Annotated in this window: 28 protein-coding genes and 1 riboswitch; of the genes, 15 read left to right on the forward strand and 13 right to left on the reverse strand. The window is 70.3% G+C overall.

Annotation, left to right across the window (positions count from 1 at the left end):
- Positions 1–39: 39 nt before the first annotated feature.
- The 4 genes from D1369_RS13415 (at position 40) to D1369_RS13430 (ending at position 4822) form a co-directional block, all read left to right on the forward strand.
- A complete protein-coding gene (locus D1369_RS13415; RefSeq protein WP_037901399.1) occupies positions 40–540 on the forward strand; it encodes a GNAT family N-acetyltransferase in 501 nt (166 codons plus the stop codon).
- 77 nt (positions 541–617) lie between these two features.
- Positions 618–700, forward strand: a riboswitch (cobalamin riboswitch).
- Positions 701–847: 147 nt separating this feature from the next.
- Positions 848–3238 (forward strand): ribonucleoside-diphosphate reductase subunit alpha, encoded by a 2391-nt coding sequence (locus D1369_RS13420; protein WP_007384608.1) that lies wholly within the window; start codon positions 848–850, stop codon positions 3236–3238.
- Positions 3238–4251: a ribonucleotide-diphosphate reductase subunit beta gene (locus D1369_RS13425; RefSeq protein ID WP_037901398.1), complete on the forward strand. Its 1014-nt coding sequence runs from the start codon at positions 3238–3240 to the stop codon at positions 4249–4251. The genes D1369_RS13420 and D1369_RS13425 overlap by 1 nt, the downstream gene beginning before the upstream one ends.
- 88 nt (positions 4252–4339) lie before the next feature.
- Positions 4340–4822, forward strand: coding sequence for a hypothetical protein (locus tag D1369_RS13430; protein ID WP_118082459.1), 483 nt, complete (start codon positions 4340–4342; stop codon positions 4820–4822).
- On the opposite strand, the gene D1369_RS13435 is transcribed toward D1369_RS13430, so the two are convergent.
- Both D1369_RS13435 and D1369_RS42885 read right to left on the reverse strand, forming a co-directional pair.
- Positions 4815–5591 (reverse strand): hypothetical protein, encoded by a 777-nt coding sequence (locus D1369_RS13435; protein WP_202477085.1) that lies wholly within the window; start codon positions 5589–5591, stop codon positions 4815–4817. The two genes, D1369_RS13430 and D1369_RS13435, sit on opposite strands and share 8 nt — an antisense overlap.
- A gap of 27 nt (positions 5592–5618) precedes the next feature.
- Complete coding sequence (locus D1369_RS42885) at positions 5619–5789, reverse strand: hypothetical protein (protein WP_158680160.1); 171 nt, start codon at positions 5787–5789, stop codon at positions 5619–5621.
- A gap of 92 nt (positions 5790–5881) precedes the next feature.
- Here D1369_RS42885 and D1369_RS13440 point away from each other — a divergent pair, with 92 nt between their 5' ends.
- Positions 5882–6847, forward strand: coding sequence for a helix-turn-helix domain-containing protein (locus D1369_RS13440; RefSeq protein WP_037901394.1), 966 nt, complete (start codon positions 5882–5884; stop codon positions 6845–6847).
- A gap of 4 nt (positions 6848–6851) precedes the next feature.
- On the opposite strand, the gene D1369_RS13445 is transcribed toward D1369_RS13440, so the two are convergent.
- The 10 genes from D1369_RS13445 to D1369_RS13490 all read right to left on the reverse strand — a co-directional run bounded on the left by D1369_RS13445 (position 6852) and on the right by D1369_RS13490 (position 16774).
- Complete coding sequence (locus D1369_RS13445) at positions 6852–8222, reverse strand: cytochrome P450 (RefSeq protein WP_007384602.1); 1371 nt, start codon at positions 8220–8222, stop codon at positions 6852–6854.
- Positions 8219–9304, reverse strand: a complete 1086-nt coding sequence (gene cyc1, locus D1369_RS13450) for an epi-isozizaene synthase (protein WP_007384601.1) — start codon at positions 9302–9304, stop codon at positions 8219–8221. The genes D1369_RS13445 and cyc1 overlap by 4 nt, the downstream gene beginning before the upstream one ends.
- A gap of 281 nt (positions 9305–9585) precedes the next feature.
- On the reverse strand, positions 9586–10236 hold the full coding sequence (gene def, locus D1369_RS13455) for a peptide deformylase (protein WP_007384600.1): 651 nt from the start codon (positions 10234–10236) through the stop codon (positions 9586–9588).
- A 58-nt stretch (positions 10237–10294) separates the two neighbouring features.
- Positions 10295–11275 carry a hypothetical protein gene (locus tag D1369_RS13460; RefSeq protein WP_118082460.1) on the reverse strand — a complete coding sequence of 327 codons (981 nt, stop codon included), beginning with the start codon at positions 11273–11275 and terminating at the stop codon, positions 10295–10297.
- A 104-nt stretch (positions 11276–11379) separates the two neighbouring features.
- Positions 11380–12636, reverse strand: coding sequence for an HD domain-containing protein (locus tag D1369_RS13465; protein WP_007384599.1), 1257 nt, complete (start codon positions 12634–12636; stop codon positions 11380–11382).
- Positions 12633–13958 carry an HD-GYP domain-containing protein gene (locus D1369_RS13470; protein WP_037901391.1) on the reverse strand — a complete coding sequence of 442 codons (1326 nt, stop codon included), beginning with the start codon at positions 13956–13958 and terminating at the stop codon, positions 12633–12635. The genes D1369_RS13465 and D1369_RS13470 overlap by 4 nt, the downstream gene beginning before the upstream one ends.
- Positions 13959–14070: 112 nt before the next feature.
- Positions 14071–14382: a mycothiol system anti-sigma-R factor gene (rsrA, locus tag D1369_RS13475; RefSeq protein WP_007384597.1), complete on the reverse strand. Its 312-nt coding sequence runs from the start codon at positions 14380–14382 to the stop codon at positions 14071–14073.
- Positions 14379–15062: an RNA polymerase sigma factor SigR gene (gene sigR / locus D1369_RS13480; RefSeq protein ID WP_007384596.1), complete on the reverse strand. Its 684-nt coding sequence runs from the start codon at positions 15060–15062 to the stop codon at positions 14379–14381. The genes rsrA and sigR overlap by 4 nt, the downstream gene beginning before the upstream one ends.
- 257 nt (positions 15063–15319) lie before the next feature.
- Entirely contained in the window at positions 15320–15949 is a 630-nt protein-coding gene (locus D1369_RS13485) for an alpha/beta family hydrolase (protein WP_007384595.1), read from the reverse strand.
- A 9-nt stretch (positions 15950–15958) separates the two neighbouring features.
- Entirely contained in the window at positions 15959–16774 is an 816-nt protein-coding gene (locus D1369_RS13490) for an SOS response-associated peptidase (RefSeq protein ID WP_037901390.1), read from the reverse strand.
- 50 nt (positions 16775–16824) lie between these two features.
- Between D1369_RS13490 and D1369_RS13495 the strand changes: the two genes are divergently transcribed.
- From D1369_RS13495 to D1369_RS13510, 4 genes are all read left to right on the forward strand, one after another.
- Entirely contained in the window at positions 16825–17538 is a 714-nt protein-coding gene (locus D1369_RS13495; protein ID WP_007384593.1) for a M50 family metallopeptidase, read from the forward strand.
- Between the two features lie 85 nt (positions 17539–17623).
- A complete protein-coding gene (gene aroA, locus D1369_RS13500) occupies positions 17624–18949 on the forward strand; it encodes a 3-phosphoshikimate 1-carboxyvinyltransferase (protein ID WP_007384592.1) in 1326 nt (441 codons plus the stop codon).
- A gap of 12 nt (positions 18950–18961) precedes the next feature.
- The gene (rsgA, locus tag D1369_RS13505) at positions 18962–19972 is read left to right on the forward strand and encodes a ribosome small subunit-dependent GTPase A (protein WP_007384591.1); all 1011 of its coding nucleotides are present in this window, start codon (positions 18962–18964) and stop codon (positions 19970–19972) included.
- A gap of 134 nt (positions 19973–20106) precedes the next feature.
- Positions 20107–20430, forward strand: coding sequence for a multidrug efflux SMR transporter (locus D1369_RS13510; protein ID WP_007384590.1), 324 nt, complete (start codon positions 20107–20109; stop codon positions 20428–20430).
- Between the two features lie 43 nt (positions 20431–20473).
- Here D1369_RS13510 and D1369_RS13515 read toward each other — a convergent pair whose 3' ends face one another.
- On the reverse strand, positions 20474–21082 hold the full coding sequence (locus tag D1369_RS13515) for a TetR/AcrR family transcriptional regulator (RefSeq protein WP_037901389.1): 609 nt from the start codon (positions 21080–21082) through the stop codon (positions 20474–20476).
- A 233-nt stretch (positions 21083–21315) separates the two neighbouring features.
- Between D1369_RS13515 and hisN the strand changes: the two genes are divergently transcribed.
- The 6 genes from hisN to D1369_RS13545 all read left to right on the forward strand — a co-directional run bounded on the left by hisN (position 21316) and on the right by D1369_RS13545 (position 26143).
- Positions 21316–22116: a histidinol-phosphatase gene (gene hisN, locus D1369_RS13520; protein WP_007384588.1), complete on the forward strand. Its 801-nt coding sequence runs from the start codon at positions 21316–21318 to the stop codon at positions 22114–22116.
- A 151-nt stretch (positions 22117–22267) separates the two neighbouring features.
- The gene (locus D1369_RS13525) at positions 22268–22678 is read left to right on the forward strand and encodes a CBS domain-containing protein (protein ID WP_007384587.1); all 411 of its coding nucleotides are present in this window, start codon (positions 22268–22270) and stop codon (positions 22676–22678) included.
- 75 nt (positions 22679–22753) lie between these two features.
- Positions 22754–23170 carry a Fur family transcriptional regulator gene (locus D1369_RS13530; protein WP_007384586.1) on the forward strand — a complete coding sequence of 139 codons (417 nt, stop codon included), beginning with the start codon at positions 22754–22756 and terminating at the stop codon, positions 23168–23170.
- Between the two features lie 206 nt (positions 23171–23376).
- A complete protein-coding gene (locus D1369_RS13535; protein ID WP_007384585.1) occupies positions 23377–24144 on the forward strand; it encodes an ABC transporter ATP-binding protein in 768 nt (255 codons plus the stop codon).
- Entirely contained in the window at positions 24141–25001 is an 861-nt protein-coding gene (locus D1369_RS13540) for an ABC transporter permease (RefSeq protein ID WP_037901388.1), read from the forward strand. The genes D1369_RS13535 and D1369_RS13540 overlap by 4 nt, the downstream gene beginning before the upstream one ends.
- Complete coding sequence (locus tag D1369_RS13545; RefSeq protein WP_007384583.1) at positions 24998–26143, forward strand: ABC transporter substrate-binding protein; 1146 nt, start codon at positions 24998–25000, stop codon at positions 26141–26143. The genes D1369_RS13540 and D1369_RS13545 overlap by 4 nt, the downstream gene beginning before the upstream one ends.
- Positions 26144–26159: the final 16 nt, after the last annotated feature.

A 26159-nucleotide genomic window follows, 5' to 3' on the forward strand; every position in this document is an offset into this window, starting at 1 on the left:
CGGCGGCCCGTTGCCGCACCCGTCGTGCACACTCACCGCATGGACTTCCTGATCCGCCCCGCCGAACCCACCGACTACGCAACCCTCGGCGACATCACGGCAAGGGCTTACCTGAACGACGGCCTCCTGGCGTTCGGCGACGAAGACGACTGGTACTTCCAGGAACTCAAGAACGTGGCCAAGCGGGCCGCGGAGGCCGACGTACTGGTCGCCGCGGCGGACGACCGCATCCTCGGCGGAGTCACCTACGTCCCGTCCGGCGGCTCCCTGGCCGAACTCGCGCGCCCCGGAGAGGCCGAGATCCGCATGCTCGCCGTGGCCCACGAGGCCCGCGGCCAAGGCGTGGGGCAAGCCCTCGTCCAGGCCTGCATCGACCGCGCGACCGCCACAGCCACCGACGTCGTCCTGTGCACCCAGCCCACGATGCACAGCGCCCACCGCATCTACGAGCGCCTCGGATTCGTCCGCGTCCCCGAGCGCGACTGGAACCCGATACCGGGTGACGACTTCACGCTTCTCACCTACAAGTTGACGCTCTGAAGTCACCGCGACACAACATATGGGCCTGCTTCTCTCACCCGGCACAAGATGTATGCTCATGCTCGCTGTCGTCGCAGGGGAATCCGGTGCGAATCCGGAACTGTCCCGCAACGGTGTACTCATGCGTGCTTGAGCGCATATGAGCGTCAGTCCGAGGACCTGTCGACAGCACGCCCGTGCCATACCGGCCCGGGTGTCATGACGTCCGGGCCTCGTGGAATGGGCCGGTGGACGCGGCGCCGTGCGCGCTCGTGTGCTGCCCCCTGCCCTCCGCAAGGCCCCCGTGCCCAGCGAGGGAGAGCCCCACGTGACCATCGCGCCAGCCGACCCGGCTTCAGCGACCACCCCGGTGGACGAGGACGGTCCCGGAGCCGCGTTGCTGCGGACCCTGACCGCGCTGACCGCCGACCTCCCCGACGCCGACCCCGGCCGGGTCGCCGCCGCCGCGCTGCGCGGCCGGTCCGCTCGGGGGGCCTCCGCCGAGATGATCGCGGAGTTGCGCGAGCTGGCCACCGAGGCGGCGGCCGGCCTCATCTCCGAGGACCCCGCGTACAGCAGGCTGGCCGCCCGGCTGCTGACCGTCTCCATCGCCGCCGAGGCCGCCTCGCAGGGCGTCACCTCGTTCACCGGGTCGGTCGCCGTCGGCCACCGCGAAGGCCTCATCGCCGACCGGACCGCCGAGTTCGTGCGGGTCCACGCCGAGCGGCTCGACGCGCTGGTCGACACCGAGGCCGACGACCGCTTCGGCTACTTCGGGCTGCGCACCCTGTACAGCCGCTACCTCCTGCGGCACCCGATCACCCGCAAGGTCATCGAGACACCCCAGCACTTCATGCTCCGAGTGGCGTCCGGCCTCGCCGACGACACTGTGCTCGATTCAGAAACGGGCGCCCACGCCCTGGACGAAGTCGCCGCGCTCTACCGGCTCATGAGCCGTCTCGACTACCTCCCCTCCTCCCCCACCCTCTTCAACTCCGGCACCCGGCACCCCCAGATGTCGTCCTGCTACCTCCTCGACTCCCCGAAGGACGAGCTCGACTCCATCTACGACCGCTACCACCAGGTCGCCAACCTCTCGAAGCACGCCGGTGGCATCGGCATCTCGTACTCCCGCATCCGCTCGCGCGGTTCGCTGATCCGCGGCACCAACGGGCACTCCAACGGCATCGTGCCGTTCCTGAAGACCCTCGACGCCTCGGTCGCCGCCGTGAACCAGGGCGGCCGGCGCAAGGGCGCGGCCGCGGTCTACCTGGAGACCTGGCACTCCGACATCGAGGAGTTCCTGGAGCTCAGGGACAACACCGGTGAGGACGCCCGCCGTACGCACAACCTGAATCTCGCGCACTGGGTGCCGGACGAGTTCATGCGCCGGGTGAACGCGGACGCCGAATGGTCCCTCTTCTCGCCCGCCGACGTGCCCGAGCTGGTCGACCTGTGGGGCGAGGAGTTCGACGCGGCCTATCGCAAGGCCGAGGCGGAGGGTCTCGCGCGCAGGACCATCCCGGCCCGTGACCTCTACGGCCGCATGATGCGCACCCTCGCGCAGACCGGCAACGGCTGGATGACCTTCAAGGACGCCGCCAACCGCACGGCCAACCAGACGGCGCTGCCCGGCCACACCGTGCACTCCTCCAACCTCTGCACGGAGATCCTGGAGGTCACGGACGACGGGGAGACCGCGGTCTGCAACCTGGGGTCCGTGAACCTCGGCGCGTTCGTCGACACGACGAGCGGCGACATCGACTGGGAGCGGCTGGACGCCACCGTCCGCACCGCCGTGACCTTCCTCGACCGGGTCGTCGACATCAACTTCTACCCGACCGAGCAGGCCGGGCGGTCCAACGCCAAGTGGCGTCCCGTCGGGCTCGGCGCGATGGGCCTCCAGGACGTCTTCTTCAAGCTGCGCCTGCCCTTCGACTCCCCCGAGGCCAGGGCACTGTCCACGCGGATCGCCGAGCGCATCATGCTCGCCGCCTACGAGGCCTCCGCCGACCTCGCCGAGCGCAGCGGCCCGCTGCCGGCCTGGGAGAAGACCCGTACGGCGCAGGGCGTGCTGCACCCGGACCACTACGCCACCGACCTCGCCTGGCCCGAGCGCTGGGCGGCACTGCGCGAGCGCATGGCCGTCACGGGGCTGCGCAACAGCCTCCTGCTGGCCATCGCGCCGACCGCCACCATCGCCTCGATCGCGGGTGTGTACGAGTGCATCGAGCCGCAGGTCTCCAACCTCTTCAAGCGCGAGACGCTGTCGGGCGAGTTCCTCCAGGTCAACTCGTACCTGGTGGCCGAGTTGAAGAAGCTCGGCGTGTGGGACGCCCGCACCCGTGAGGCGCTGCGGGAAGCGAACGGCTCGGTGCAGGGCTTCGCGTGGATCCCGGAGGACGTACGGGCGTTGTACCGCACGGCGTGGGAGATCCCGCAGCGCGGTCTGATCGACATGGCGGCGGCGCGGACCCCGTTCCTCGACCAGGCCCAGTCCCTGAACCTCTTCCTGGAGACGCCGACGATCGGCAAGCTCTCCTCGATGTACGCGTACGCCTGGAAGTCCGGGCTGAAGACGACGTACTACCTGCGCTCGCGCCCGGCGACCCGTATCGCCCGCGCCGCACAGGCGACGGTCCCCGTCCAGCAGCCGGCCCCCGAAGACGCGGTCGCCTGCTCCCTGGAAAACCCCGAGTCCTGCGAGGCCTGCCAGTAATGACCAGCGAAGCCAAGAACCTTCTCGACCCGGGCTTCGAGCTGACCCTCCGCCCGATGCGCTACCCGGACTTCTACGAGCGCTACCGGGACGCCATCAAGAACACCTGGACCGTCGAGGAGGTCGACCTCCACTCGGACGTCACCGACCTCGCGAAGCTCAGCCCCGCCGAGCAGCACCTGATCGGACGGCTGGTCGCGTTCTTCGCGACGGGCGACTCGATCGTGGCGAACAACCTGGTGCTGACCCTCTACAAGCACATCAACTCCCCCGAGGCGCGCCTGTACCTGAGCAGGCAGCTCTTCGAGGAGGCCGTGCACGTCCAGTTCTATCTGACGCTCCTGGACACCTACCTTCCCGATCCGCAGGACCGGGCGGCGGCCTTCGACGCCGTCGAGAACATCCCCTCCATCCGCGAGAAGGCCGAGTTCTGCTTCCGGTGGATCAACGAGGTCGAGAAGCTGGACCGCCTGGAGTCCCAGGCCGACCGCCGCCGCTTCCTGCTCAACCTGATCTGCTTCGCCGCGTGCATCGAGGGCCTGTTCTTCTACGGTGCCTTCGCGTACGTCTACTGGTTCCGCAGCCGGGGTCTGCTGCACGGCCTCGCCACCGGCACCAACTGGGTGTTCCGCGACGAGACCATGCACATGTCCTTCGCCTTCGACGTGGTCGACACCGTCCGCAAGGAGGAGCCGGAGCTGTTCGACGACCGGCTCCAGCAGCAGGTCACCGACATGCTGGCGGAGGCCGTGGAGGCGGAGCTCCAGTTCGCGCGCGACCTGTGCGGCGACGGGCTGCCCGGGATGAACACCGAGTCGATGCGCCAGTACCTGGAGTGTGTCGCCGACCAGCGCCTGACGCGGCTCGGCTTCGCGCCGGTGTACGGCTCGGAGAACCCGTTCTCCTTCATGGAGCTGCAGGGTGTCCAGGAGCTGACCAACTTCTTCGAGCGGCGTCCGTCCGCGTACCAGGTGGCGGTGGAGGGCACGGTCGACCTGGACGAGGACTTCTGACCGGGTTCCGCCTTCTGACGGGCCTCCGTCAAAAGTCGGTGGATCCGGGTATGCGTGTGGCACGTCTCATCGACGAGGAGGCCACCCCATGCGCCCTACGACCCACCGCACCGCCCTCGCCCTCGCGGCACTGACCCTGCTGCTCGCGGGGTGCGGGACCGAGGCCGGAAGCGAAGGGGGCGGCGGCGACACCGTGTCGCCGCCGCCCTCGTCGTCGTCCCCGCCCTCGTCGTCACCGTCCGCGTCGCCGTCGCCGGACTGCACGTCCGCCTCGCAGCTGGACGCCGACGACAGCGGCAGCACGGTCTGCCTCGCGGTGGGCGACACCCTCCGCATCTCGCTGGACGGGACGAAGAGCCGCCCCTGGAAGCCGGTCACCGCCGAGGGCGCCGGACTGGAGCCCACCAACAGCGGGATCGTCCTGCTGCCCGGTGACGCGAGTTCCGCGTACAAGGCGGTCTCGGCGGGACAGGTGCGGCTGAGTTCACAGCGTCCGCTGTGCGCCACCGGGACCGGCGGCGTCTCCTGCAAGGGCATTCAGGAGTGGCGGGTCACCGTGGTGGTCACCTGAGGGCGACCGCGTCCCCGGCCGAGACCTTGAGCGAGGTCGTCGTGGTGCCGGGGAAGTACCAGCGCCAGCTGCCCGCCGCTGTGGCGGTCACCTTGGTGCTGAGCCGGCCCAGGTTGTCCGTCTTCACGGTCTTGACCGTGCCGTAGTGGGCGGCCCCGGCCGCGCGGAACTGGAGCCTGACCGTCTGGCCCGGGTAGCCGTGGTACTTCAGGTCCTCCCAGTTGGCCCGGGAGAGCTTGCCCTTGACGGTGAGCTGGGCGCCCTTGGCGACGGGTTCGGGGGACGCGTCCGTGGTGAGCTGCGCGGCGCGCTTGACCTTGTACTCGGCGATGTCGTCGTAGATCCAGTAGTCACCGTCGTTGGCGTTGACGGTGGCTGCCACCACCCAGACACCGGCAACCCTGTTGCTGTCGATGTCGTCGCTGTCGGCGATCCAGGCGGGGTCGACCGTCATCGTGCCCGTGCACACCGACGTCGTCGAGGTCTTCCTCACGCAGGACGAATCGTGATTCCAGCTGAAGAAGCCGTAGCCGTTGGACTTGTTGAACGTGCTGAGATGCGTGATCTTCTTGGCACCCGAGTCGTCCTTGATGGTGACCGCTATCGGGAACGTGACGGTCTGCGCCGTACCGACGATGACGTTGCCGCCCTTGTTCACGACGGTCTTGGTGACCCTGATGTCACCCTCGCCCTCGGCATGGGCTCCGGTGGCCGTGAGCAGGGCCAGGGCTGCCGCCCCGCCTGCCACGGCCCACAGTCTGTGTCTCATGTTCCTCCCCTGTTGATCCAGGAGAGATTAGACCGTTCGAGTGACCCCGTGTGCGGTCCGGTACTCGCGCGCCTTCCTGATCTGACGGTCGACGCGCTTGTCGTGCACGATCCCGACCACCGACGGGAGGATCAAGAGGACGAGGATGGCGAAAACAGTCAGCATGGCGATCAGTCCTTCTGTCTGTGCTGAAGTCATGTCACTACTCTCGCGCCGTTGACTCCTGACAAACAGTGGCAGGACTGCCGCACACCCTCGATTTACTGCCAGCAGTGAGGCACACTGGCAGCATGCTGAAGAACGTGGTCGCCGTCGTCCTGGACGGTGTGAACCCCTTCGAGCTCGGAGTCGTCTGCGAGGTCTTCGGGAGCGACCGCAGCGATGACGGGCTGCCGGTGTACGACTTCGCGGTCGCCTCGGCCGAGGGCCCCAGGCTGACCTCGCGGTCCGGCTTCGCCCTGCATGTCGAGCACGGCCTGGAGCGGCTGGAGACGGCCGACCTGATCGCCGTGCCGGCCTGCGCCCGCTACGAGACGCGGGACTTCCCGCCCGAGCTGCTGGAAGCCCTGCGCGACGGGGTCGACCGCGGGGCCCGGGTGCTCAGCGTGTGCTCCGGCGTCTTCGTGCTCGCCGCGGCCGGACTGCTCGACGGCCGGCGCTGCACCGTGCACTGGCACCACGCGGAGGAACTGGCGCTCACATATCCGCGGCTGACGGTCGAGCCGGACGTCCTGTACGTCGACGAGGACCCGGTGATCACCTCAGCGGGCACCGCCGCCGGCATCGACGCCTGTCTGCACATCGTGCGCAAGGAGCAGGGCCCCGAGGTCGCCAACAAGATCGCCCGGCGGATGGTCGTACCGCCGCACCGGGACGGCGGACAGGCGCAGTACATCGAGCGGCCGCTGCCCCGGTCGAAGTGCGACACCGTCGGCGAGGTGCTCGTGTGGATGGAGCAGCACCTCGACGAGGAGGTCACCGTCGAGCAGCTCGCCGAGCGGGCGCACATGTCCCCGCGCACCTTCGCCCGCCGCTTCCAGCAGGAGACGGGGACGACTCCCTACCGCTGGATCCTGCGTCAGCGTGTGCTGCTGGCCCAGCGGCTGCTGGAGGCGACGGACGAGACGGTGGACGCGATCGCGGGCCGTGCCGGGTTCGGCACCGCGGCCGCGCTGCGTCACCAGTTCCTGCGCGCGGTGGGCACCACCCCGAACGCCTACCGGCGCACCTTCCAGGGTCCGGAGGCCGCCGCCTGACCCGTCACCGGGACACGGGCCGCACCAGGAGCCGGTTCGGCCGCAGGGTGATGCCGGGCCGGGGGGTGTCGTCCGAGCCGGCCACCTGCTCGAAGCGGTACTTCCGGGCCAGCGCCGCCGTGAGCAGCGTCAGCTGGGCCATCGAGAAGTGGTCGCTCGGGCACTTCCGGTTGCCGGTGCTGAACGGGCTCATGGCGTGTTTCGGAACCGCTTTGGCCCGCTCGGGACTCCAGCGCAGGGGGTCGAACACCGCGCTGTCGTCGAAGGACTTCGCGTCGCGCTGGATCGCGTACGGGCTGTAGACGATGTCGGCTCCGGCCGGAATGCGATAGCCACCGAGTTCGGTGTCCCGTACCGCCCGCCGCGTCAATATCCATACCGCGGGCCACAAACGCATGGTCTCGACCACCACATAGTTCGTGTACCTGAGTGACCGTACGTCCTCGAATGCCACAGGACGGCCACCGGTGACCGATTCGACTTCCGCGCACACCTTGTCCGCGTGTTCGGGGTGTTCGGCGAGCACCTGAAGCAGCCACATGATCGTGGACGCGACGGTTTCGCCGCCGGGGGTCAGTATCGCGACGACCTGGTCGTGGATCTCCTGTTCCCCGATGGGGTCGCCATTCGCGTCCTTCGCCGCCAGCAATGCCGTCAGCAAATCGTCCGGCTTTTGACCAGATGCCCGTCGTTCGGCGACGATCTCGTCGACCACCCGATGCAGATCGGCCAACGCGCGGTTGAATGCGAGGTTGGCCGGCAGCGGCAGCCTGTACAGCGGGCCCGCGGGTATCACCATCCGCCGGTACATCCCCCGGAAGACGGTCGTGAGCGCGACACACAGCCGTTCGGCGCGCTCGTCCATGTAGGCGCCGCGCAGCAGACAGCGGGCCGCGATGCGCACGGCGACCCGGAAGGACTCCAGGGTGGCGTCGACCGTCTCGCCGGGCTGCCAGCGCTCGGCCAGCGCCTGTGCCTCCTCCTCCATGACCGGGCCGTACGCCGGTATCGCGTCGAGCCGGAACGCGGGCTGGATGATGCGCCGTTGACGCCGGTGCTGCGGGCCGTTGGCGGTGGCCACGCCCTCCTTGCCGACCAGGCCCTCCAGGGACTCCCACAGCGGCCCGGCGATGATGAAGTCGGGGTTGAGGGCCACGGCTCCGGTCAGTTCCGGGGTGGTGGGCGCGTACACCGTCTTGGGGCCGAGCCGGAGGCGGACGACCTCGCCGTGGCGCCGCAGGCCGGACAGGAAGCTCAGGGGATCACGGGCCAGACGCAGGCCGTGGCCGAGGACGGGGACGCCCCCGCCCGCGAGCGGCGGCTCACCCGACTCGGGAGCCACCGTGGCTTCGGTTTTCACGGATTCGACGGTCATTTCTCACCTGCCGCTTCGTTGTTGACGTACGGGGGCGTGGACCGGTCGTCCCAGCTGTCGACCATGTAACGGCCGGACTCGTGGTGGAACCAGTAGACGGCGCTGAACCAGTTGCGCATATTGCGGACACAGGCCCGGACGGCGGTGCTCAGTTCCTTTCCCCGCACGGTGCCGTCGTCGAGACCGTCGGCGAAACGGAGGGCGTCGTCCTCGGCCACGAGGAATGCGTCCACGCATTTCCCGATCAGCCGCCGCATTTCCCGGATCGCCTCTTCGAGGGTCAGCCCCTGGTGCTTGATGAGACTGATGCCGAGATTGTGGACCTCGTCTCCCGCGATTTCCTTGGGGAGCGAGCAGAGGTCGTTGTACCAGGCGGCGAATTCCTGGCTGAGCAGGGCCGCCCGTTGGAACGCAGGGTTTTTCCTCACCCCGTCCGGGAGTTCGCATCCCGCACTGGGCTCCAGCAGATCCGTCCAGATCCAGTGCGCGAAGGTGAGGCGGCGCAGGGCCAGGTATTCCTCGACCGTGGGAATGATTCCCTTGGTGCGATTGCGGAATTCGCGGTCGTAGGCCTCGATCACCTCGTGGAAGTGCCCGGCGAACCGGGTGTTCCAGCTCTGCGGCAGGAACGAGTACAGCCGCACCATGCAGTCGGCGAAGGCGGCGACCAGCGGATCCTCGTGGCGCAGATGATCCCGCGGGGAGTCGAGCGCCGCGTGCAAACGGAACCTCAGCCGCCGCCACGCGCCCGGACGGCGGTGGACGATGTCACGGTCGTGCCGGTCGTCCCAGACGAAGAACCACGCGCTGTAGTCCGCTATCGCCTGGAGGACCTCGTCGGGGGCGCCGAGGTAGTACCCCGCCATCAGGTCCGTGTAGCACAGTCCGTCGGCATATTCGGCCACCTTGTCCGCCGGCATGAGCCGTTTTTCCAGAAGCCAGGTGCGTGTCTTCTCCTGGAGCCTGGGCCAATACGGGTGCAGTTGCCTGGGAAACGCTGCCTCGATCACCGGGAGAGAGAGCGACGGTGGAACCGCGATCGCCGTCGGCGTCGATGTGGTGCTGTGTGGGAAAGCAGGCACGAACAAACCCCTTCCAGCCGCCAGTTGGCGCACGCCCCTGCCGCTGAACCAGGCGTGCGCCGTTGCGTATCCCCGCACTTCCCATTCAGCACCACAACTGACCATTCTGGGAACGGATTTGCTTCATTCACTCCCCCCCGGTGTCGAGATTCTCCCCATGTGTGACGCAGACCGGATCACTAAGTGAGCGGATCCGATCGAACGTGCGACGCACACGCGAACGGCGCCTGTTCGGGGAGTGATTCCTGAACAGGCGCCGTGCGTACGGGGGTTGTGGGACGTCAGTCGTTGGCGACCACGGGGTAGCGGGGCTCGTTCTCGGCCATCTGCCGCAGCGCGTCCTTGCGTTCACGCTTGGAGAGCCGGTCGATGTAGAGGTAGCCGTACAGGTGGTCGGTCTCGTGCTGCAGACACCGGGCGAAGTAGCCGGTACCGCGGACCTTGATCGGGTTGCCCTTCTCGTCCTGCCCGGTGACCTCGGCGTAGTCGGGGCGGGCGAGCGGGGCGTACGCGGTGGGCACCGACAGACAGCCCTCGTTGCTCTCGTCCAGCTGGCGCCGGTCGGCGGGCAGGTCCACGAGCTTCGGGTTGCAGACGACACCCACGTGCCGCCGGCCCTCGTCGTCCTGGCAGTCGTACACGAAGACCTTCAGGTCGACGCCGATCTGGTTGGCGGCGAGGCCGACACCCTCGGCGGTGCGCTGGCTGGCGAACATGTCCGCGACCAGCTGGTCGAGCTCCTCACCGAACTCGGTGACGTCCTTGCACTCCTTGTGCAGCACGGGGTTCCCGACGACGGTGATGGGCCGCGAGGTGCCGCGCTCACGCCAGGCGTTCTCCCGCTCCTCGGTGTCCTCGGTGTCGATGACGAACCCCTCGTCGTCGACGGGGAGCACGCCCGCGTGCTGCTGATCGGTGTCCTGCTGGGCCATGACCGACTTATGCCTTCCTGGAAAACTGGGATTCGGTGCTCAAGAGTACGGCGATGTGTCAGCAGACCTCTTCGAGATCACGCCAGTCCCGGGAGTCGGGGCTGTCGGCCACCCACCCGTCCAACAACCCCCGGACCAGCGAAGCCGGCGCAGCCACCCCGCACTCCCGCTCCGGCACCCACAGCTGCCCGTCCGTACGGTGCCCCAGTGGCCCGGGATGCCCCGGCTCGCTGTGATCGTGCGGGTCCAGGTGCTCCCCGTCGCCTTCGTCGGACGGCATCCGCGACTCGGAGCACATCCGGCACAGCAGCCGCACCGACGACGACCAGTCCTCCGCCGCGAACCCGGCGTCGGCCGCCAGCTGCTCCAGCGCGTCCCGGTCGGCCTCGGTGGCGGCCTCCAGCAACACCACCCAGGTCGGCACCGGCGACGGCGCCCACAGCTCGATCTCGTCGAAGACGGGATACGCGTGCCCGGACGCCGTGGTCCGCTCGCCGTGCGGCACCCCGTCGTGCAGCACGACCTCGCCCCAGCGCCGCCCGGAGGACGGCAGCGGGATGGACAGCACCTCGATACGGGCCGGGTCGAGCCGCCGCCCCCAGACCACCTCGGCCTCGCCCTCGGGAGACAGCCGTACGGCCGCGCTGCCGAGGTCCATGCCGAGCGGCTCACCCGCCGCGGTCGCCCCTCCCGGCACCCGCAGTCCGTACGCCTGCCAGGCCCGCCGGGCCAGCGGCCAGTCCTGGAGCGCGGTCGCGGCGATGCCGACGTTCCACCAGTCGGGTGCCCCGGTCTCCCGGTCGAGCAGCGCCACGGCACGCAGCCCGGCGGCCCGCGCCTGCTCCCAGTCGTGCCGGAACTTGTGCAGGAGGGCGAGGTTGAACCAGGACTCGGACAGCCACGGCTCCAGGTCCGCGGCACGTGTCAGCAGCGCGCCCGCGTCCTCGTACCGACCGTCGCCGATCAGCGTGAACGCGCGGTCCGTGGCCTGCCGCCAGGAGGCGGAGGGCCGGTGCCGTCCCTTGCCGAAGATCCTCACGATTCCCGCCTGCCGGTTCCGTCGAGTGGGCTGGCTGTGCCCCCGGACACCCTCTCTCTCGCATCCAACCACGTGCGCTTGGAAGGGCGCTCATTACCCATGGGTTACCCCGTCACGGGCGAGGTCAGACAGTCTCTCGACAGTACCCGGGCCAGCGCTTCCACGACCTCCGGAGCGTAGTCCCCCGCGGTGCCCAGGCGCAGCTCCTCGAGCGCCGTCAATGGCCCGCCCGGTCCGGCGTCCCGCGCCTTCTCCTCGTAGGCGTTGACGGCCCGCACGATCCGCGCCGCGAGCGGCTGCTCCCGGCAGGGGTCGGCCTGCCGCTCCACGACCACGGCGACGGCCGCGTCGACGCCCGTCTGCCGTACGACGGCCCCGCCGAGCAGCGCGATGCGGCGCTGCTCGGCGAGGGGCAGGGCGGCGGTGGCTCCCGCGGGGACCGGGTCGACGAGGCTCAGCTGACCGATGTCGTGCATGAGGGCGGCGTATTCCAGGACGGTGAGCTCGGGCCGGGACATCCCCAGGTCGCGCCCGACCTCCCGGCTGAGCGCGGCGACCCTGCGGGCGTGCCCGGCGGGCGTGTACCCGGCGATCTCGGTGGCGCGGGCGAGGGAGGCGATGGTCTGCCGGTAGGTGCAGCGGACGGCGGCGTACCGGCGGACGGAGAGCTGGGTGAGCAGCAGCGGCACCGAGAAGACGGGCAGCGCCCACAGTCCCGCGACGGCCACCGCGAGCGCCATCACGGCCCCGGTGGCGACGACGGCGGACCCGATGCCGAGCAGGGCACGCAGCTCGTCCCGGAGCAGCGGGCCGAAGGGCCAGCGGGTGCGGGAGTGCGCGAGGGCGGCCGCGAGCACGGCGTCGCACAGCGCGGTCAGCGAGAGCAGGGCGAGCAGGAGCAGGGCGTAGGCGGGTCCGTCCCACTGTGTGAACGTGCCCTGGTTGTAGAGGGGTTGGAAGCACACGGCGGCGAACCCGACGGTGAGGACACGGCGGGCGAGCTGGTCGGCGGTGGGGCCCTGGCCGCGTCCGACGTGCGGCACGCTGCCGACGAGGGAGGCGGCGAGGACGACGGTGACGACCTGGGCTGCGCCGTGCTGCGTGGGCGTGCTGGCGTTCTCGCCGAGCAGGGCGTACGACAGCGCCCCGGCGGCACCGAGCGGGGCGGCCTCCCTGACGTGGGGGCCGCTGCGCCGGTTGAGTTCACCGACGGTGATCAGCATGCCGAAGGCGAGGGCGGTGCCGCGCTCCTCGAGACCGGTCCACAGGACGGAGGCGAGGGAGCCGAGGGCGAGGAGGGCGGCGCAGGTATGGACGAGGGTGAGGAGCGGCGGCCGGCGGAGCGTCCTGGGCGCGCTCACCGGCGTACCCCCGGCCGCCCCGCGCTGGTCGGTCGGGGATGTGGCACACCAGCCTCGTCCACCTCGTCCGCCTCGTCCGCGGTCACCGCCGGATGCCAGCCGTGCCGGGACAGGGCGCGGACGAGGGCCGTCACCATCCGCGGGTCGAACTGGCTGCCCGCGCACCGCTCCAGCTCCTCCAGCGCGGTCCCGACGGGCCGGGCGCGCCGGTAGGAGCGGGTGGACGTCATGGCGTCGAAGGCGTCGGCCACGGCCACCACCCGTGCCGACTCCGGAATCTGGCCGCCCCTGAGTCCGTACGGGTACCCGCTCCCGTCCAGTCGTTCGTGGTGGTGCAGGACGGCGGCCCTGGCCTCCCCGAGGAAGGAGATGCCCCGGACCATCTCGTGCCCGTACTCGGGATGCAGCTCGATGACCCGCCGCTCCTCCGGCGTCAGCGGGCCGTCCTTCCTGAGCAGCCGCGTCGGCACCCCGAGCTTCCCCACGTCGTGCAGGATCCCGGCGAACCGCAGCACCTCGATGCGGGCGTCGTCCATGCCGAGCTCCCGCGCGATCATCATCGACGCCTGTCCGACCCGCTCGCTGTGCCCGCGCGTGTACTCGTCCTTGATGTCGACGGCCTGCACCAGCGCCCGGATGGTGGCCTGGTGGGCGGCCCGCTCCCGGTGGTACTGCGCGAACACCCACCCCGACACACACATCGGCAGCAGCACGAGCAACGCGGCGACGGGACCGTAGGGACTGCGCCACAGCACGGCCATCATGAGTCCGGCCAGCCCGTGCACGGCGACGGGAGCGAGGGAGCGCAGAAACAGTCCGCGCCAGGACCGCCGTACGGGAATCCGCTCGGCGAGGGCCAGGATTCCTCCGTCCAGCAGGCTCAGCACCAGGCAGAAGACGAGCACCGCGACCCCGGCCGGGGCCAGCGCGTACGGGAAGTCGGAGGATTCGACCGCGTCCGGGCCGCCCATCGCCCCGTGCACCCGTGCGGCCGCCCACACGCTCACCGCGAGCTGCGCGGCCCGCCAGAGCCGGCGCAGGCCACGCGGGCGCCGCTCGACCGGGGACAGCAGTGCCCCCGGCAGCGCCACGAGGGCGGCGGCCGGGGGCGGCAGCAGAAAGGCGCCGGCGAGCAGGACGGGATAGAAGGTGCCGGCGAACCGCCACCGGGCGGCGGCCTGCTCGCATCCGGCGGACAGCGCGGCGAGCAGGGCGAGCGCCCACCAGGGGGTGCGGACGGCCGGCAGCGGCAGCAGACAGAGCAGTGCGGCTACGGCGACGCAGGCGACGTACGCACGCGCGCGTGCCGGTACCGCCTCCATGTCGCCCCTCCAGCCCAGTCCGCACAGCTGCCAGGAGCGTAGGACGGTGAGGGGAGGCGGCGCGGGGTGATCACCTGCTGATTAGCACGTTCGAGTGAACGGCGACCGGTGGTCAGGACTCCTGCGGAGTCACCGGCGAGGCCGTCACGTCGTGCTCGGGCACGGTCTGTCCCGAACGGATCAGATCGAGCCGCCCGAGGACCTTGGAGCGCAGGTCGCTGGGCACGTCGTCATGACCGCAGCACCGCTTGACCAGCTTCTTCACGGCCTCTTCGAGGCCGTACTTCTCCAGACACGGCGAGCACTCGCTGAAGTGCTGCTTGAACTTGGCGCGATCGACGTCCGGCATCTCGCTGTCGAGGAACTCGTAGAGATGATCGAGTACCTCACTGCAGTCCGTCTCGTGCGGCTCTCCGCAGCTCATGAGCCCGAGCCTTTCGCTTCGTTCGACTCCCCGGCACCGGCCGGCACGAGCCCGCGCTCACGCGCGTAGTCCTCCAACATGCCGCGCAGTTGACGGCGACCGCGGTGCAGGCGGGACATCACCGTACCGATGGGTGTCCCCATGATGTCCGCGATCTCCTTGTACGCAAAGCCCTCTACGTCAGCGAGGTAGACGGCGATGCGGAATTCCTCGGGGATCGCCTGCAGCGCTTCCTTCACGTCCGAGTCGGGCAGGTGGTCGAGGGCCTGCGACTCGGCGGAGCGCAGACCGGTCGACATGTGCGACTCGGCACGCGCGAGCTGCCAGTCCTCGATCTCCTCGGCCGCGGAGCGCTGGGGTTCGCGCTGCTTCTTGCGGTACGAGTTGATGAACGTGTTGGTGAGGATCCGGTACAGCCACGCCTTGAGGTTGGTCCCCTCGCGGAACTGGTGGAAGGACGCGTACGCCTTGGCGTACGTCTCCTGCACCAGGTCCTCGGCGTCGGCCGGGTTGCGCGTCATGCGCAGCGCGGCCGAGTACATCTGGTCGAGGAATTCGAGCGCGTCCCGCTCGAAGCGCGCGGTGCGCTCCGCAGTCGACTCCGTGCTCGCGCCCTGGCCCTCGGGCTGCTCCGCCTGGCCGTTGTCGGTCCCAGCGTCGATCCCAGTGACCGGACCCACCTCCTCAAGATTCCGGGCAGCAACGAAACCGGTGCCACCGGAATTGGAGGATAGACGACTACCCGTCCCGGCCGCCCCTCGAATAGGGGTGGTCTTGGCCGCATGCAGCACCGTCCAGTCCAGGTCAGCGCGGCTGCTACGGCTCGGGCAGAAGGTCGAACCCATGCGGCTGACTTCCTCTCCTACGACGGTCTGCGCTGTTCCTCAGCGCTTCTGACCGTCTCAACAGAGGTTCACGACTCAGCATTCCCTGGCTTTTACCTCAGTGACCCGACCCACTTCACGACCGCGTCCGTGATGACCGTCACGGCCTCGTCCTGGGTGATCTCCGCCCGCTTCGGTACGGCGAAGCCGTGATCGCCGTAGGGCACCTCGACCAGTTCGAACGATCCGTCCGGGAATTCGCCGGGCTTTCCGAACGGGTCGTTGCCGCCCTGTACGACCAGGGTGGGCACCCCGGATCCGAGCAACTCGTCGGCGCGCGACTTCTCCGGCCTGCCCGGCGGGTGCAGCGGGAAGCTCAGGGCGAGCACCGCGGCGGCGCCCAGTTCCACGGCCGTACGGCAGGCGACGCGGGCTCCCGCGCTGCGCCCTCCGGAGACCACCGGGAGGCCGGGCTTCACGAGAGCGGGCCACAGGCCCCGCCATCCCACGTCCAGCGTCTTCGGTGCGGGGGCGAGCTTCTTGCATGCCACCCGCCAGGGCTGCTCGACCAGCGCCACGCTCGCTCCGTGGCCGGGGAGCACCCGGGCGAGCGCCTGGAGGTCCCGCGCCTCGATGCCGCCGCCGGCGCCATGGCTGACGGCCAGCACGAGCCGTGGCTTCTTCGCCGGGTGCCAGGTGATGCGGGCGTCCCCGGCCCCGGTGCTGATGATCTCGGTCTTCACACCAGAAGGCTAGAAGAGTGTGCCCTCCTCGGGCCCCTCCAGCTCCTTCAGCAGTTCCGGTCCGTTGTTGCGGACGTTGCTGACGGCGGTGGAGACCGGGTAGGCCCGCATCAGCCCCTCGGGCGGCGGCGCGAGCAGGGAGCGCAGGTCGTGGAGGTCGGTGCGGGACGGGTCGAGCCAGGTGTCCCAGCGGTCCGGGGTCAGCATCAGCGGCATCCGGGGGTGGATGTCGGCGAGGGAGCGTGGGCCCTCAGCCGGGGACACGGCCAGCGGGCCGGTCTCCGCCTCGGTGGTGATCACGGAGCAGGTCGCCCACCAGGCCTGCGGGTGGTCGTCGGGCAGGGTCTTGTCCCGCCAGAACTCGTACAGCCCGGCCATCGCGAACACCGAACCGTCGGCGGGCAGCACGAAGTAGGGCTGCTTGCGCGGCCGCTTCTTCCTGCCCTCGACCTCCAGCTCCCGCTCGCCGACGCCGGTGACCCACTCGTAGTAGCCGTCGGCGGGGATGACGCAGCGGCGGGTGGCGAAGGCCCTCTTGTACGACGGCTTCTCGTGCACGGTCTCCGCGCGCGCGTTGATCATCCGGGCCGCGCCCTCGGGAGTCTTCGACCAGCTCGGGACCAGGCCCCACTTCAGCTTCCGCAGCTGCCGAACCGGTCGCGGGTCGGACACGTCCTTAAGAGGACGGTCAAGGACGGCGTAGACCTCCTTGGTCGGGGCCACGTTGTAGTCGGGCTCCAGGGATTCCTCGGGTTCCCACGTCTCGATCTCAAAGATTCCCGCGAGATCCTCGGGCCCACGACTGGCTGCATACCGTCCGCACATACGTGCCACACTGCCAGACTCCGTACGAGGAGAGGGAGCCACCGGGAAACATGGACACCAGCACAGCGACCTCACTCTGGGACGAGCTCACCGGCCTCCAGCCCGACCCCGACCTGTGGGTGGTGTTGGGCACCATGGCGGCGGCGCTCGCCGTAGTGGTCCCCCATACGCTGTGGCGGCTCTCGCGCAACGCCATCACCATCGCCCACGAGGGCGGCCACGGTCTGGTCGCCCTGTTGACCGGACGTCAGCTCACCGGCATACGGCTGCACTCCGACACCAGCGGCCTCACCGTCAGCCGGGGCAAGCCGCACGGCATCGGCATGATCCTCACCGCCGCGGCCGGCTACACCGCTCCCCCGCTGCTCGGTCTCGGCGGCGCCGCCCTGCTCGCCGCCGGCCGCATCACCCTGCTGCTGTGGGCGGCGACGGCCCTGCTGGTGGCGATGCTGGTGATGATCCGCAACGCGTACGGGGCGCTGACGGTGCTGGTCACCGGCGGCACGTTCGTGGTGGTGTCCTGGCTCGCCGGGCCCCAGGTGCAGGCGGCGTTCGCGTACGCGGCGGTGTGGTTCCTGCTCCTTGGCGGGGTGCGTCCCGCTTTCGAGCTACAGGCGAAGAGGGCGCGGGGCGGGGCGGGTGACTCGGACGCGGACCAGTTGTCCCGCCTGACGCACGTACCCGCGGGACTGTGGCTGTTCCTGTTCCACGCGGTGAGTGTGTGCTCACTGATAGGCGGCGGCAGGTGGTTGCTGCAGGTGTGACACGGTCCCGAGGACGCCCGTCCCAGGCGTGCTCCCGGCCCGACGGCACCGCACCGGGAGCACGACCCCCTACTAAAGTGGCCCCATGGCTTCGAACCCCTCAGACACCGCCCTCTGGCCCGCCCCCCACGCGAGCGCAGCCGTCGACGCGACGGTCCACGTACCGGGGTCGAAGTCGGTCACGAACCGGGCTCTCGTCCTGGCCGCCCTTGCCAGCGAGCCGGGCTGGCTGCGCCGCCCCCTGCGTTCCCGCGACACCCTCCTCATGGCGGCGGCCCTTCGCGAGATGGGCGTGGGCATCGAAGAGGGAGTCGGTCCCGACGGCACCGGTGAGACCTGGCGGGTCCTGCCGGCAGGCCTCCGCGGCCCCGCCACGGTGGACGTCGGCAACGCGGGCACCGTCATGCGCTTCCTCCCGCCCGTCGCCGCGCTGGCGGACGGCCCGATCCACTTCGACGGCGACCCGAGGTCGTACGAGCGCCCCCTGACCGGTGTGATCGACGCCCTGCGCGCCCTCGGGGCGCGGATCGACGACGACGGCCGCGGCGCGCTGCCGCTCACCGTGCACGGCGGCGGCGCCCTGGACGGCGGACCGGTCGAGATCGACGCGTCCTCGTCGTCCCAGTTCGTGTCGGCGCTCCTGCTGTCCGGCCCGCGCTTCAACCAGGGCGTCGAGGTCCGGCACACGGGCTCGGCGCTGCCCTCGATGCCGCACATCCGGATGACCGTGGACATGCTGCGCGCGGTGGGCGCCCAGGTGGACACCCCGGAGTCGGGCGGCGAGCCGAACGTCTGGCGGGTCACGCCGGGCGCCCTGCTGGGCCGGGACCTCACCGTCGAACCCGACCTGTCCAACGCCCAGCCGTTCCTGGCGGCCGCCCTGGTGACCGGCGGCAAGGTCGTCATCCCGGACTGGCCGGCCCGCACCACCCAGCCCGGTGACCGGCTGCGCAAGATCTTCACCGAGATGGGCGGTTCCTGCGAACTCACCGAGTACGGCCTGGTGTTCACCGGTTCGGGTGCGATCCACGGCATCGACGCCGACCTCGGCGAGGTCGGCGAGCTGACCCCCGGCATCGCGGCCGTGGCGGCCCTCGCGGACTCCCCCTCCACCCTGCGCGGGGTGTCCCATCTGCGCCTGCACGAGACGGACCGGCTGGCCGCGCTCACCAAGGAGATCAACGAACTCGGCGGTGACGTCACCGAGACGGCCGACGGCCTGCACATCCGCCCGCGCCGGTTGCACGGCGGGATCTTCCACACCTACGAGGACCACCGCATGGCCACGGCCGGCGCGGTCATCGGCCTCGCGGTCGAGGGCGTGCAGATCGAGAACGTCGCCACGACGGCCAAGACGCTGCCGGACTTCCCCGACATGTGGAGCGGGATGCTCGGGAGCGAGAAGGCGTAGGGGACACACGCCATGCGCCGCTACGGCAAGCACACCGACGAGGACGACATCCGCAGCCGCCCCAACCGCAAGGGCAACCGGCCGCGCACCCATATCCGGCCCAAGCACGAGGACGCGTCCTGGGGCATGGTCCTCACCGTCGACCGGGGCCGGCTGACGGTCCTGGTCGACGACCGGATCGTCATGGCGATGAAGGCCCGCGAACTGGGCCGCAAGGCGGCGATCGTCGGCGACCGGGTGGCCCTCGTCGGCGACCTGTCCGGCCAGAAGGACACCCTCGCGCGGATCGTCCGCATCGAGGAGCGCACGTCGGTCCTGCGCCGCACGGCCGACGACGACGATCCCTACGAGCGGGTGGTCGTCGCCAACGCCGACCAGCTCGCCATCGTCACGGCCCTCGCCGATCCGGAGCCTCGCCCCCGCCTCATCGACCGCTGCCTGGTGGCGGCCTTCGACGGCGGGCTCACCCCGCTCCTGGTCATGACCAAGTCGGACCTCGCCCCGCCGGACAAACTCCTGGAGCTCTACGGCGACCTGGACATCCCCTACGTCGTCACCAGTCGCGAGGAACTGGAGAGCGGCGCCGCGGTGGACCGGGTGCGCGAGCAGCTCGACGGCAAGATCACGGCCTTCGTCGGGCACTCGGGCGTCGGCAAGACGACCCTGGTGAACGCGCTCGTCCCGGAGGACCGCAGGCGCCTGACCGGCCATGTCAACGCGGTGACCGGCCGCGGCCGGCACACCACGACGTCGGCGCTGGCGCTGCCTCTGGCGGGCGACGACGGCTGGGTGATCGACACCCCGGGCCTACGGTCGTTCGGGCTGCACCACGTGGATCCGTCCCGGGTGATCCACGCGTTCCCCGACCTGGAACCCGGGACCGAGAACTGTCCGCGCGCGTGCAGCCACGACGAGCCGGACTGCGCGCTGGACGCGTGGGTGGCCGAGGGCCACGCCGATCCGGCCCGCCTGTACTCCCTGCGCCGGCTGCTGTCGACGCGGGAGCGGACGGAGGGCGACTGAGGGAGGGCGCCCGAGGGGACTGAGGGAGGGCGCCGGAGGGGACTGAGCTCCGCGTTGTTTGGCTGTACGCGAGTTCGGTAAGTGCATAATCGCACCGAGCCGGGCATGCGGCCGGACATACGGGAGGACAGCACATGGCGTGGCTGCTGGTGGTGGTGGCCGGGTTGCTGGAGACCGGTTTCGCCGTGTGCCTGAAGCTCTCCCACGGTTTCACCCGGCTGTGGCCGACCGTGGCCTTCTGCATCTTCGCGCTCGGCAGCTTCGGCCTGCTGACGCTGTCCCTGAAGAAGCTGGACGTCGGCCCCGCGTACGCGGTGTGGACCGGCATCGGCGCGGCGGGCACCGCGATCTACGGGATGATCTTCCTCGACGACCTGGTGTCCACGCTGAAGATCGTCTCGATCAGCCTGGTGATCATCGGAGTGATCGGACTCCAGCTCTCGGGCTCGCAGCACTAGGCACCGGTCACGCCGGAGCCACCGGTCACGCCGGAGCCACCGGTCACACCGGCTGCCGGTGCAGCGCGCTGCGCACCAGGTCCGCGACCCCGCCCTCACCCGGCGGGGCCGCCACGCAGGACAGGGCGAGCCGGACGGCGAGTTCGCAGGAGCGGGCGAGGTCGGGGATGTCCGACTTGTGGACGCCGGGGCCGGCGAGGACCGAGACGGCACGGTCGCGCACCAGTGCCACGAAGTCGCCCGGTGACGGCAGCGCTCCGTCGGCCCGGCGCTGGGCAGGCACGGCGGAGGAGGACGGCACCGCCGAGAGCGTCGGCGAGGGCAGCCGCTCGCTCCAGCAGCCGGTGAGCATGGCCCGTACCAGCGCGTTCTCCCGGGCGGAGGCGGTGGTCCACTCGGCGGTCGCGGTCAGCCGCTCCCGGGCGTCGCCGTGCGAGGTGAGCGCCCGGTCGACGCCGACGAGATACCCGTCGGCCTCTCGTCTCACCAGCGCGCGGGCCAGCCCTTCCTTGCTCCCGAACTCGTTGTACAGCGTCTGCCGGGACACTCCGGCCGTCACCGCGACATCCACCATCCGCACGGCGGACCACGGCCGACGCGCCAACGCCGCATAAGCGGCATCCAGCAGCGATTCCCGCGCAGCAGGCATCATCGCCTCCCAGGGAGCAAGCAGCCCTGCGCCCAGATTTGACGCGCGGGGAAGCACTGTCAAGGGGTCACGCGGGCACGAAGAGGCGCGCGCGGCGGCGTCCGACCGCCACGGGCCGGCGAAACCCCGGTCCGTCGACTCGGACCCCACCCACGGACCTCACACGGACCTCACCCACGGGTCCGCGCCCCCGCCCCGCTGGCCCCCTGCCGACAGCGGCAGATACCGTTCGGACCATGCCGGACTACCTCGACGACCTCCGCCTCGCCCACGTCCTCGCGGACGCGGCCGACGCGACCACCATGGACCGCTTCAAGGCACTGGACCTCAAGGTCGAGACAAAGCCGGACATGACCCCCGTCAGCGAGGCGGACAAGGCGGCGGAGGAACTCATCCGCAACCACCTCAAGCGCGCCCGCCCCCGCGACGCCATCCTCGGCGAGGAGTACGGCGTCGAGGGCACCGGCCCACGCCGCTGGGTCATCGACCCCATCGACGGCACCAAGAACTACGTCCGGGGGGTTCCCGTCTGGGCCACCCTGATCTCCCTGATGGAGGCGGCGGAGGGCGGCTACCAGCCCGTCGTCGGCGTGGTCTCCGCCCCCGCCCTCGGCCGCCGCTGGTGGGCCGCGAAGGGCCACGGCGCCTTCAGCGGCCGCAGCCTCACCTCCGCGTCCCGCCTCCACGTCTCCCAGGTCGGCAAGCTCTCGGACGCCTCCTTCGCCTACTCCTCCCTCACCGGCTGGGAGGACCAGGGCCGCCTGGGCGGCTTCCTGGACCTGACCCGCGAGGTGTGGCGCACGCGCGCGTACGGCGACTTCTGGCCGTACATGATGGTCGCCGAGGGCTCGATCGACCTGTGCGCGGAACCGGAACTCTCCCTCTGGGACATGGCCGCGAACGCGATCGTCGTCACGGAGGCCGGCGGCACCTTCACCGGGCTCGACGGCCGCCCCGGCCCGCACAGCGGCAACGCCGCCGCGTCCAACGGCCTGCTCCACGACGAGTTCCTGGGCTATCTCAACGAGCGCTACTAGCAGCTCACAGATGAGCGCGCACGCCCTCAATCGGCTGTGCGCGCCCCCTTGTTGACCCTCGCTTTACCTGCGACTCTGAGGGGACCCTCATTTGTGAACTTGTGAACCAATGAACGAACTCATTGGTTCCCCAGGAGGTGACTGCGAACCCATGCTCGTCCGCGACGCCATGAGCACGGTGGTCCTCACCATCGGCCCCGCCCACACGCTCCGCCAGGCCGCCGCCCTGATGTCCGCCCGCCGGGTGGGCGCGGCCGTGGTCCTCGACCCTGACGGCACCGGCATCGGCATTCTGACCGAGCGCGACATCCTGAACTCCGTGGGGCTGGGCCAGAACCCGGACACGGAGCACGCCCACGCCCACACCACCACCGACGTCGTCTTCGCCACCCCGACCTGGACCCTGGAGGAGGCCGCGCAGGCGATGGCCCACGGCGGCTTCCGGCATCTCATCGTGCTGGACCACGGCGAGCCCACGGGCATCGTCTCGGTCCGCGACATCATCCGCTGCTGGGCACCGGCGCCGCAGCGCGTGCCGGCCACCACCGGTTCATCACATTAGACTTAATCCAAATCGAGTAGCCCTCCAAACTCACACCCGTTCGGATTCTGGTCTCCAGCTGTTACGCTGGTGCGCATGAGCGACCTTTTGGAACGACTGCGCGGCCGCGGATGGCGGATGACCGCACAGCGGCGCGTCGTGGCCGAGGTCCTCGACGGCGAACACGTCCACCTGACGGCCGACGAGGTCCACGCACGCGCCGTGGCCAAGCTGCCCGAGATCTCCCGGGCGACCGTCTACAACACGCTGGGCGAGCTGGTCTCTCTCGGCGAGGTCCTCGAAGTCGCCACCGACAAGCGCGCCAAGAGGTACGACCCGAACGCCCACCGGCCGCACCACCACCTGGTCTGCGCCCAGTGCGGCGCCATCCGGGACGTGCACCCCACGGGCGACCCGCTGACCGAGCTCCCCGACTCGGAGCGCTTCGGCTTCACCGTCTCGGGCGTCGAGGTGACGTACCGGGGCGTGTGCCCGAACTGCGCGGCGGCGTAACGGCCTTCACCGAAGCCCCGGCATCCTTCGCGGACGCCCGGGGCTTCGTGCTGCCCACAGCCATTCCCGCGGTCCATTCCCGCGGCCCCTTCGCGCGGTCCCTTCGCGCGGTCCATTCGCGCGGTCCATACCCTTCCTGAATCTGACGGGCCGTCATATCGTCGTGCGGCCACCCCTCTCCGTACCGAACTCCGCAAGGAGCAACCGTGGGAGATCCGCACCCCAAACTCCACGCCACCGCCCTGACCCGCACCTTCGGCCGCCCGCCTCGCTCCGTCGACGCTCTCGGCCCCCTCGACCTCAGCCTCGCCCCTGGCGAGTTCGTCTGCCTGGTCGGCCCCTCGGGCTGCGGCAAGTCGACGCTGCTGCGCATCGCCGCGGGCCTGCTCCGCCCGAGCGCGGGGACCCTGGAAATCCGCACCTCCACACCCCGCCCGGCGGCCATGATCTTCCAGGACTACGGCATCTACGACTGGAAGTCCGTCCGCGCCAACGTCCGCTTCGGCCTGGACATCCAGCGTGTCCCGCGCCGCGAGGCGAATGCCCGGGCCGACGAGTGGCTGGCCCGCATGGGCCTCGCGGACTTCGCCGACGCGTACCCGGCGACCCTCTCGGGAGGCATGCGCCAGCGCGTGGCGATCGCACGCGCACTGGCCGTGGAGCCCGAACTCCTCCTGATGGACGAGCCGTTCGCCGCCCTGGACGCCCAACTCCGCATGATCCTCCAGGACGAGCTGCTGGAGATCACGCAGACCCTGCGCACCACCACCCTCTTCATCACGCACAGCCTGGAGGAGGCGATCGTCCTCGGCGACCGCGTCCTGGTGATGTCCGCCCGCCCCGGCCGCCTGATCGCCGAACACCGCCCGCCGTTCCCCCGCCCGCGCACCGGCGACATCCGCTCGGCCCCCGAATTCACTTCCCTGAAGAGCGAGTTGTGGGACCTGCTGCGCAAGGAGGCGATACCGGCATGACGACCGTGGCTCCCGAGAAGGTCTCCTTACTCGTCCGCCGCCCGGGCCCGGAAGAACTGCATCCGGTACGCGCCCACCGGCGCAGACGAGCCCTGGAACTGTCCCTGTCGACAGCCGTCCCCCTGCTCCTTGTCCTCCTGTGGCAACTGGCCGCCGCTCAGGCCTGGCTGGACGACCGGGTCTACCCCGCGCCCTCCACCATCCTCGCCGACGGCTGGGACCGCGCGGCGGCCGGCGAGCTGTGGCCGGACGTGTGGGCGACCCTGAAGCGCGTCCTGGCCGGCTACGCGCTCGGCACCGCGACGGGCTACGCCCTGGGCCTCCTGATGGGTTCCCTGTCCCTGGTGCGAGCGGCCCTGGAACCTCTCCTGGACGCCCTGTACGTCGTCCCGAAACTGGCCCTCCTCCCCGTCTTCCTGAACATGTTCGGCCTGGGCGAGGGCCCGCAGATCGCCCTGGTGGCCACGACGGTCTTCTTCTTCGTGTGGATCTCGACCATGTCGGCGGTGATCTCCATCCCCTCCGGCCACCGCGACGCGGGCCAGGTCTTCGGCGCCTCCCCCTGGCAGATGTTCCGCCACGTCCTGCTGCCCGCCTCCCTCCCGTCCGTCCTGGTCGGCGCCCGGATCGCGGCGGGCGTGGCGGTCCTGGTGATCGTCGCCTCGGAACAGATCGCCGCGACCGACGGCCTGGGCCACCTGATCTTCGACTCGCGCGCCCTCTTCCAGAACGACGTGATGTTCGTCGGCATCGTCTGCGTGGCGGTCCTCGGAGTCCTCTTCTCCGAACTGGTCCGCGTCCTGGGCCGCCTGCTCACCCCGTGGGCACCGAGGGACCGCGGAAGGGGCCAGTCGTGAAAACACGCTTCTACGGCGCGGTGCTCACCGCAGTCGCCCTGTTGACGTCGACAGCCTGCACGGCGTCACACGATGCCGCGAGCCCGGAGTCCAAGGCGGGCGGGGGCGGGACACGGACCGTCCGCCCGGTGGCGGGCTGCGGCACCGGCGCCCGGACGGACCCCGCCGACCTCTCCCCGACCCGCGCCCCGGCCCGCTGCGATTCCGGCGCTCCCGCACCCCACCCCCTGGCGAAGCCCCGCAAGCTGACGATCGCGACGGGCACGCTGAGCGCGGAGTACGTGGCACCGCTCCAAGTCGCCCTGGACAAGGGTGAGTTCAGGAAGGAGGGGCTGGACGTCACGCTGAAGGTGCTACCGACCCCCGACTCCCTGCCCCTCCTCGCCAAGGGCGACATCGACGCGTTGTGGGCGGCTCCCGAGGCGGCGGTCATGAACGGCGTCCGGGGCGGTTTCGACATCCGCTGGGTCGCGGCCAACTTCTCCCCCGACCCGAAGTCGAAGAGCGGCCTGTGGGTCCGGCTGAAGGACGGCGAGAGCGGCGACCGGGTGAAGATGGCCGGCCGCAGGATGGGCACGATGATCGGGAAGGGCTCGGTGATCGCGTACCCCATGGAGAAGGCCCTCGGCAGACACGGCGGCGGCCTCGACGAGATCCGGTACCAGCAGCTCGGTTCGGCCGACGTCCTCACGGCCCTCCAGAACGGCGGCGTCGACTCAGCCTGGCTCCTGGACCCGGTCTGGCGCACGGTCGACGGCAAGCCCGGCTACGCCTTCCTGGGCGGCCAGCCGCTCGGCGAGCCCCTGGGCGGCATGCTGTACGGCCCGGGCCTGCTGAACGACGACGTGGACGCGGGGGTCGCCCTGCTGCGGGCGTACATCCGCACGGTGAACACGTACTTCGCGGCCGACTACAAGACGGATGCGACCTTCGTCACCTACCTGGCGAAACTCCTGAAGACCGACGAGGCGGTTCTCAGGTCCACCCCGTCCCTGCGCATGGACTGGGAGATCCGGGCGGGCACGACGGATCGCCTGCAGGCGGCGTACAGGGCGCAGGGCGTGGTGGAGGGCGAGGCCCTGCCGGAGTCGAAGACGGTGGACAGGGCCCTGTACGAGGAGGCGGTGGGCCACCGCCCCTGAAAACACCGAGGGCCGG

This window comes from Streptomyces sp. CC0208, from assembly GCF_003443735.1.
GTDB lineage: Bacteria > Actinomycetota > Actinomycetes > Streptomycetales > Streptomycetaceae > Streptomyces > Streptomyces sviceus.

What these genes read in the sequence shown, in the direction of transcription:
- D1369_RS13415 (WP_037901399.1), top strand. Translation starts at nt 40, where the DNA reads ATGGACTTCCTGATCCGCCCCGCCGAACCCACCGACTACGCAACCCTC.
- D1369_RS13425 (WP_037901398.1), top strand. Translation starts at nt 3,238, where the DNA reads ATGACCAGCGAAGCCAAGAACCTTCTCGACCCGGGCTTCGAGCTGACC.
- D1369_RS13430 (WP_118082459.1), top strand. Translation starts at nt 4,340, where the DNA reads ATGCGCCCTACGACCCACCGCACCGCCCTCGCCCTCGCGGCACTGACC.
- D1369_RS13435 (WP_202477085.1), bottom strand. Translation starts at nt 5,591, where the DNA reads ATGAGACACAGACTGTGGGCCGTGGCAGGCGGGGCGGCAGCCCTGGCC.
- D1369_RS42885 (WP_158680160.1), bottom strand. Translation starts at nt 5,789, where the DNA reads ATGACTTCAGCACAGACAGAAGGACTGATCGCCATGCTGACTGTTTTC.
- D1369_RS13440 (WP_037901394.1), top strand. Translation starts at nt 5,882, where the DNA reads ATGCTGAAGAACGTGGTCGCCGTCGTCCTGGACGGTGTGAACCCCTTC.
- D1369_RS13445 (WP_007384602.1), bottom strand. Translation starts at nt 8,222, where the DNA reads ATGACCGTCGAATCCGTGAAAACCGAAGCCACGGTGGCTCCCGAGTCG.
- def (WP_007384600.1), bottom strand. Translation starts at nt 10,236, where the DNA reads ATGGCCCAGCAGGACACCGATCAGCAGCACGCGGGCGTGCTCCCCGTC.
- D1369_RS13470 (WP_037901391.1), bottom strand. Translation starts at nt 13,958, where the DNA reads ATGGAGGCGGTACCGGCACGCGCGCGTGCGTACGTCGCCTGCGTCGCC.
- rsrA (WP_007384597.1), bottom strand. Translation starts at nt 14,382, where the DNA reads ATGAGCTGCGGAGAGCCGCACGAGACGGACTGCAGTGAGGTACTCGAT.
- D1369_RS13490 (WP_037901390.1), bottom strand. Translation starts at nt 16,774, where the DNA reads ATGTGCGGACGGTATGCAGCCAGTCGTGGGCCCGAGGATCTCGCGGGA.
- D1369_RS13495 (WP_007384593.1), top strand. Translation starts at nt 16,825, where the DNA reads ATGGACACCAGCACAGCGACCTCACTCTGGGACGAGCTCACCGGCCTC.
- aroA (WP_007384592.1), top strand. Translation starts at nt 17,624, where the DNA reads ATGGCTTCGAACCCCTCAGACACCGCCCTCTGGCCCGCCCCCCACGCG.
- rsgA (WP_007384591.1), top strand. Translation starts at nt 18,962, where the DNA reads ATGCGCCGCTACGGCAAGCACACCGACGAGGACGACATCCGCAGCCGC.
- D1369_RS13510 (WP_007384590.1), top strand. Translation starts at nt 20,107, where the DNA reads ATGGCGTGGCTGCTGGTGGTGGTGGCCGGGTTGCTGGAGACCGGTTTC.
- D1369_RS13515 (WP_037901389.1), bottom strand. Translation starts at nt 21,082, where the DNA reads ATGATGCCTGCTGCGCGGGAATCGCTGCTGGATGCCGCTTATGCGGCG.
- hisN (WP_007384588.1), top strand. Translation starts at nt 21,316, where the DNA reads ATGCCGGACTACCTCGACGACCTCCGCCTCGCCCACGTCCTCGCGGAC.
- D1369_RS13525 (WP_007384587.1), top strand. Translation starts at nt 22,268, where the DNA reads ATGCTCGTCCGCGACGCCATGAGCACGGTGGTCCTCACCATCGGCCCC.
- D1369_RS13530 (WP_007384586.1), top strand. Translation starts at nt 22,754, where the DNA reads ATGAGCGACCTTTTGGAACGACTGCGCGGCCGCGGATGGCGGATGACC.
- D1369_RS13540 (WP_037901388.1), top strand. Translation starts at nt 24,141, where the DNA reads ATGACGACCGTGGCTCCCGAGAAGGTCTCCTTACTCGTCCGCCGCCCG.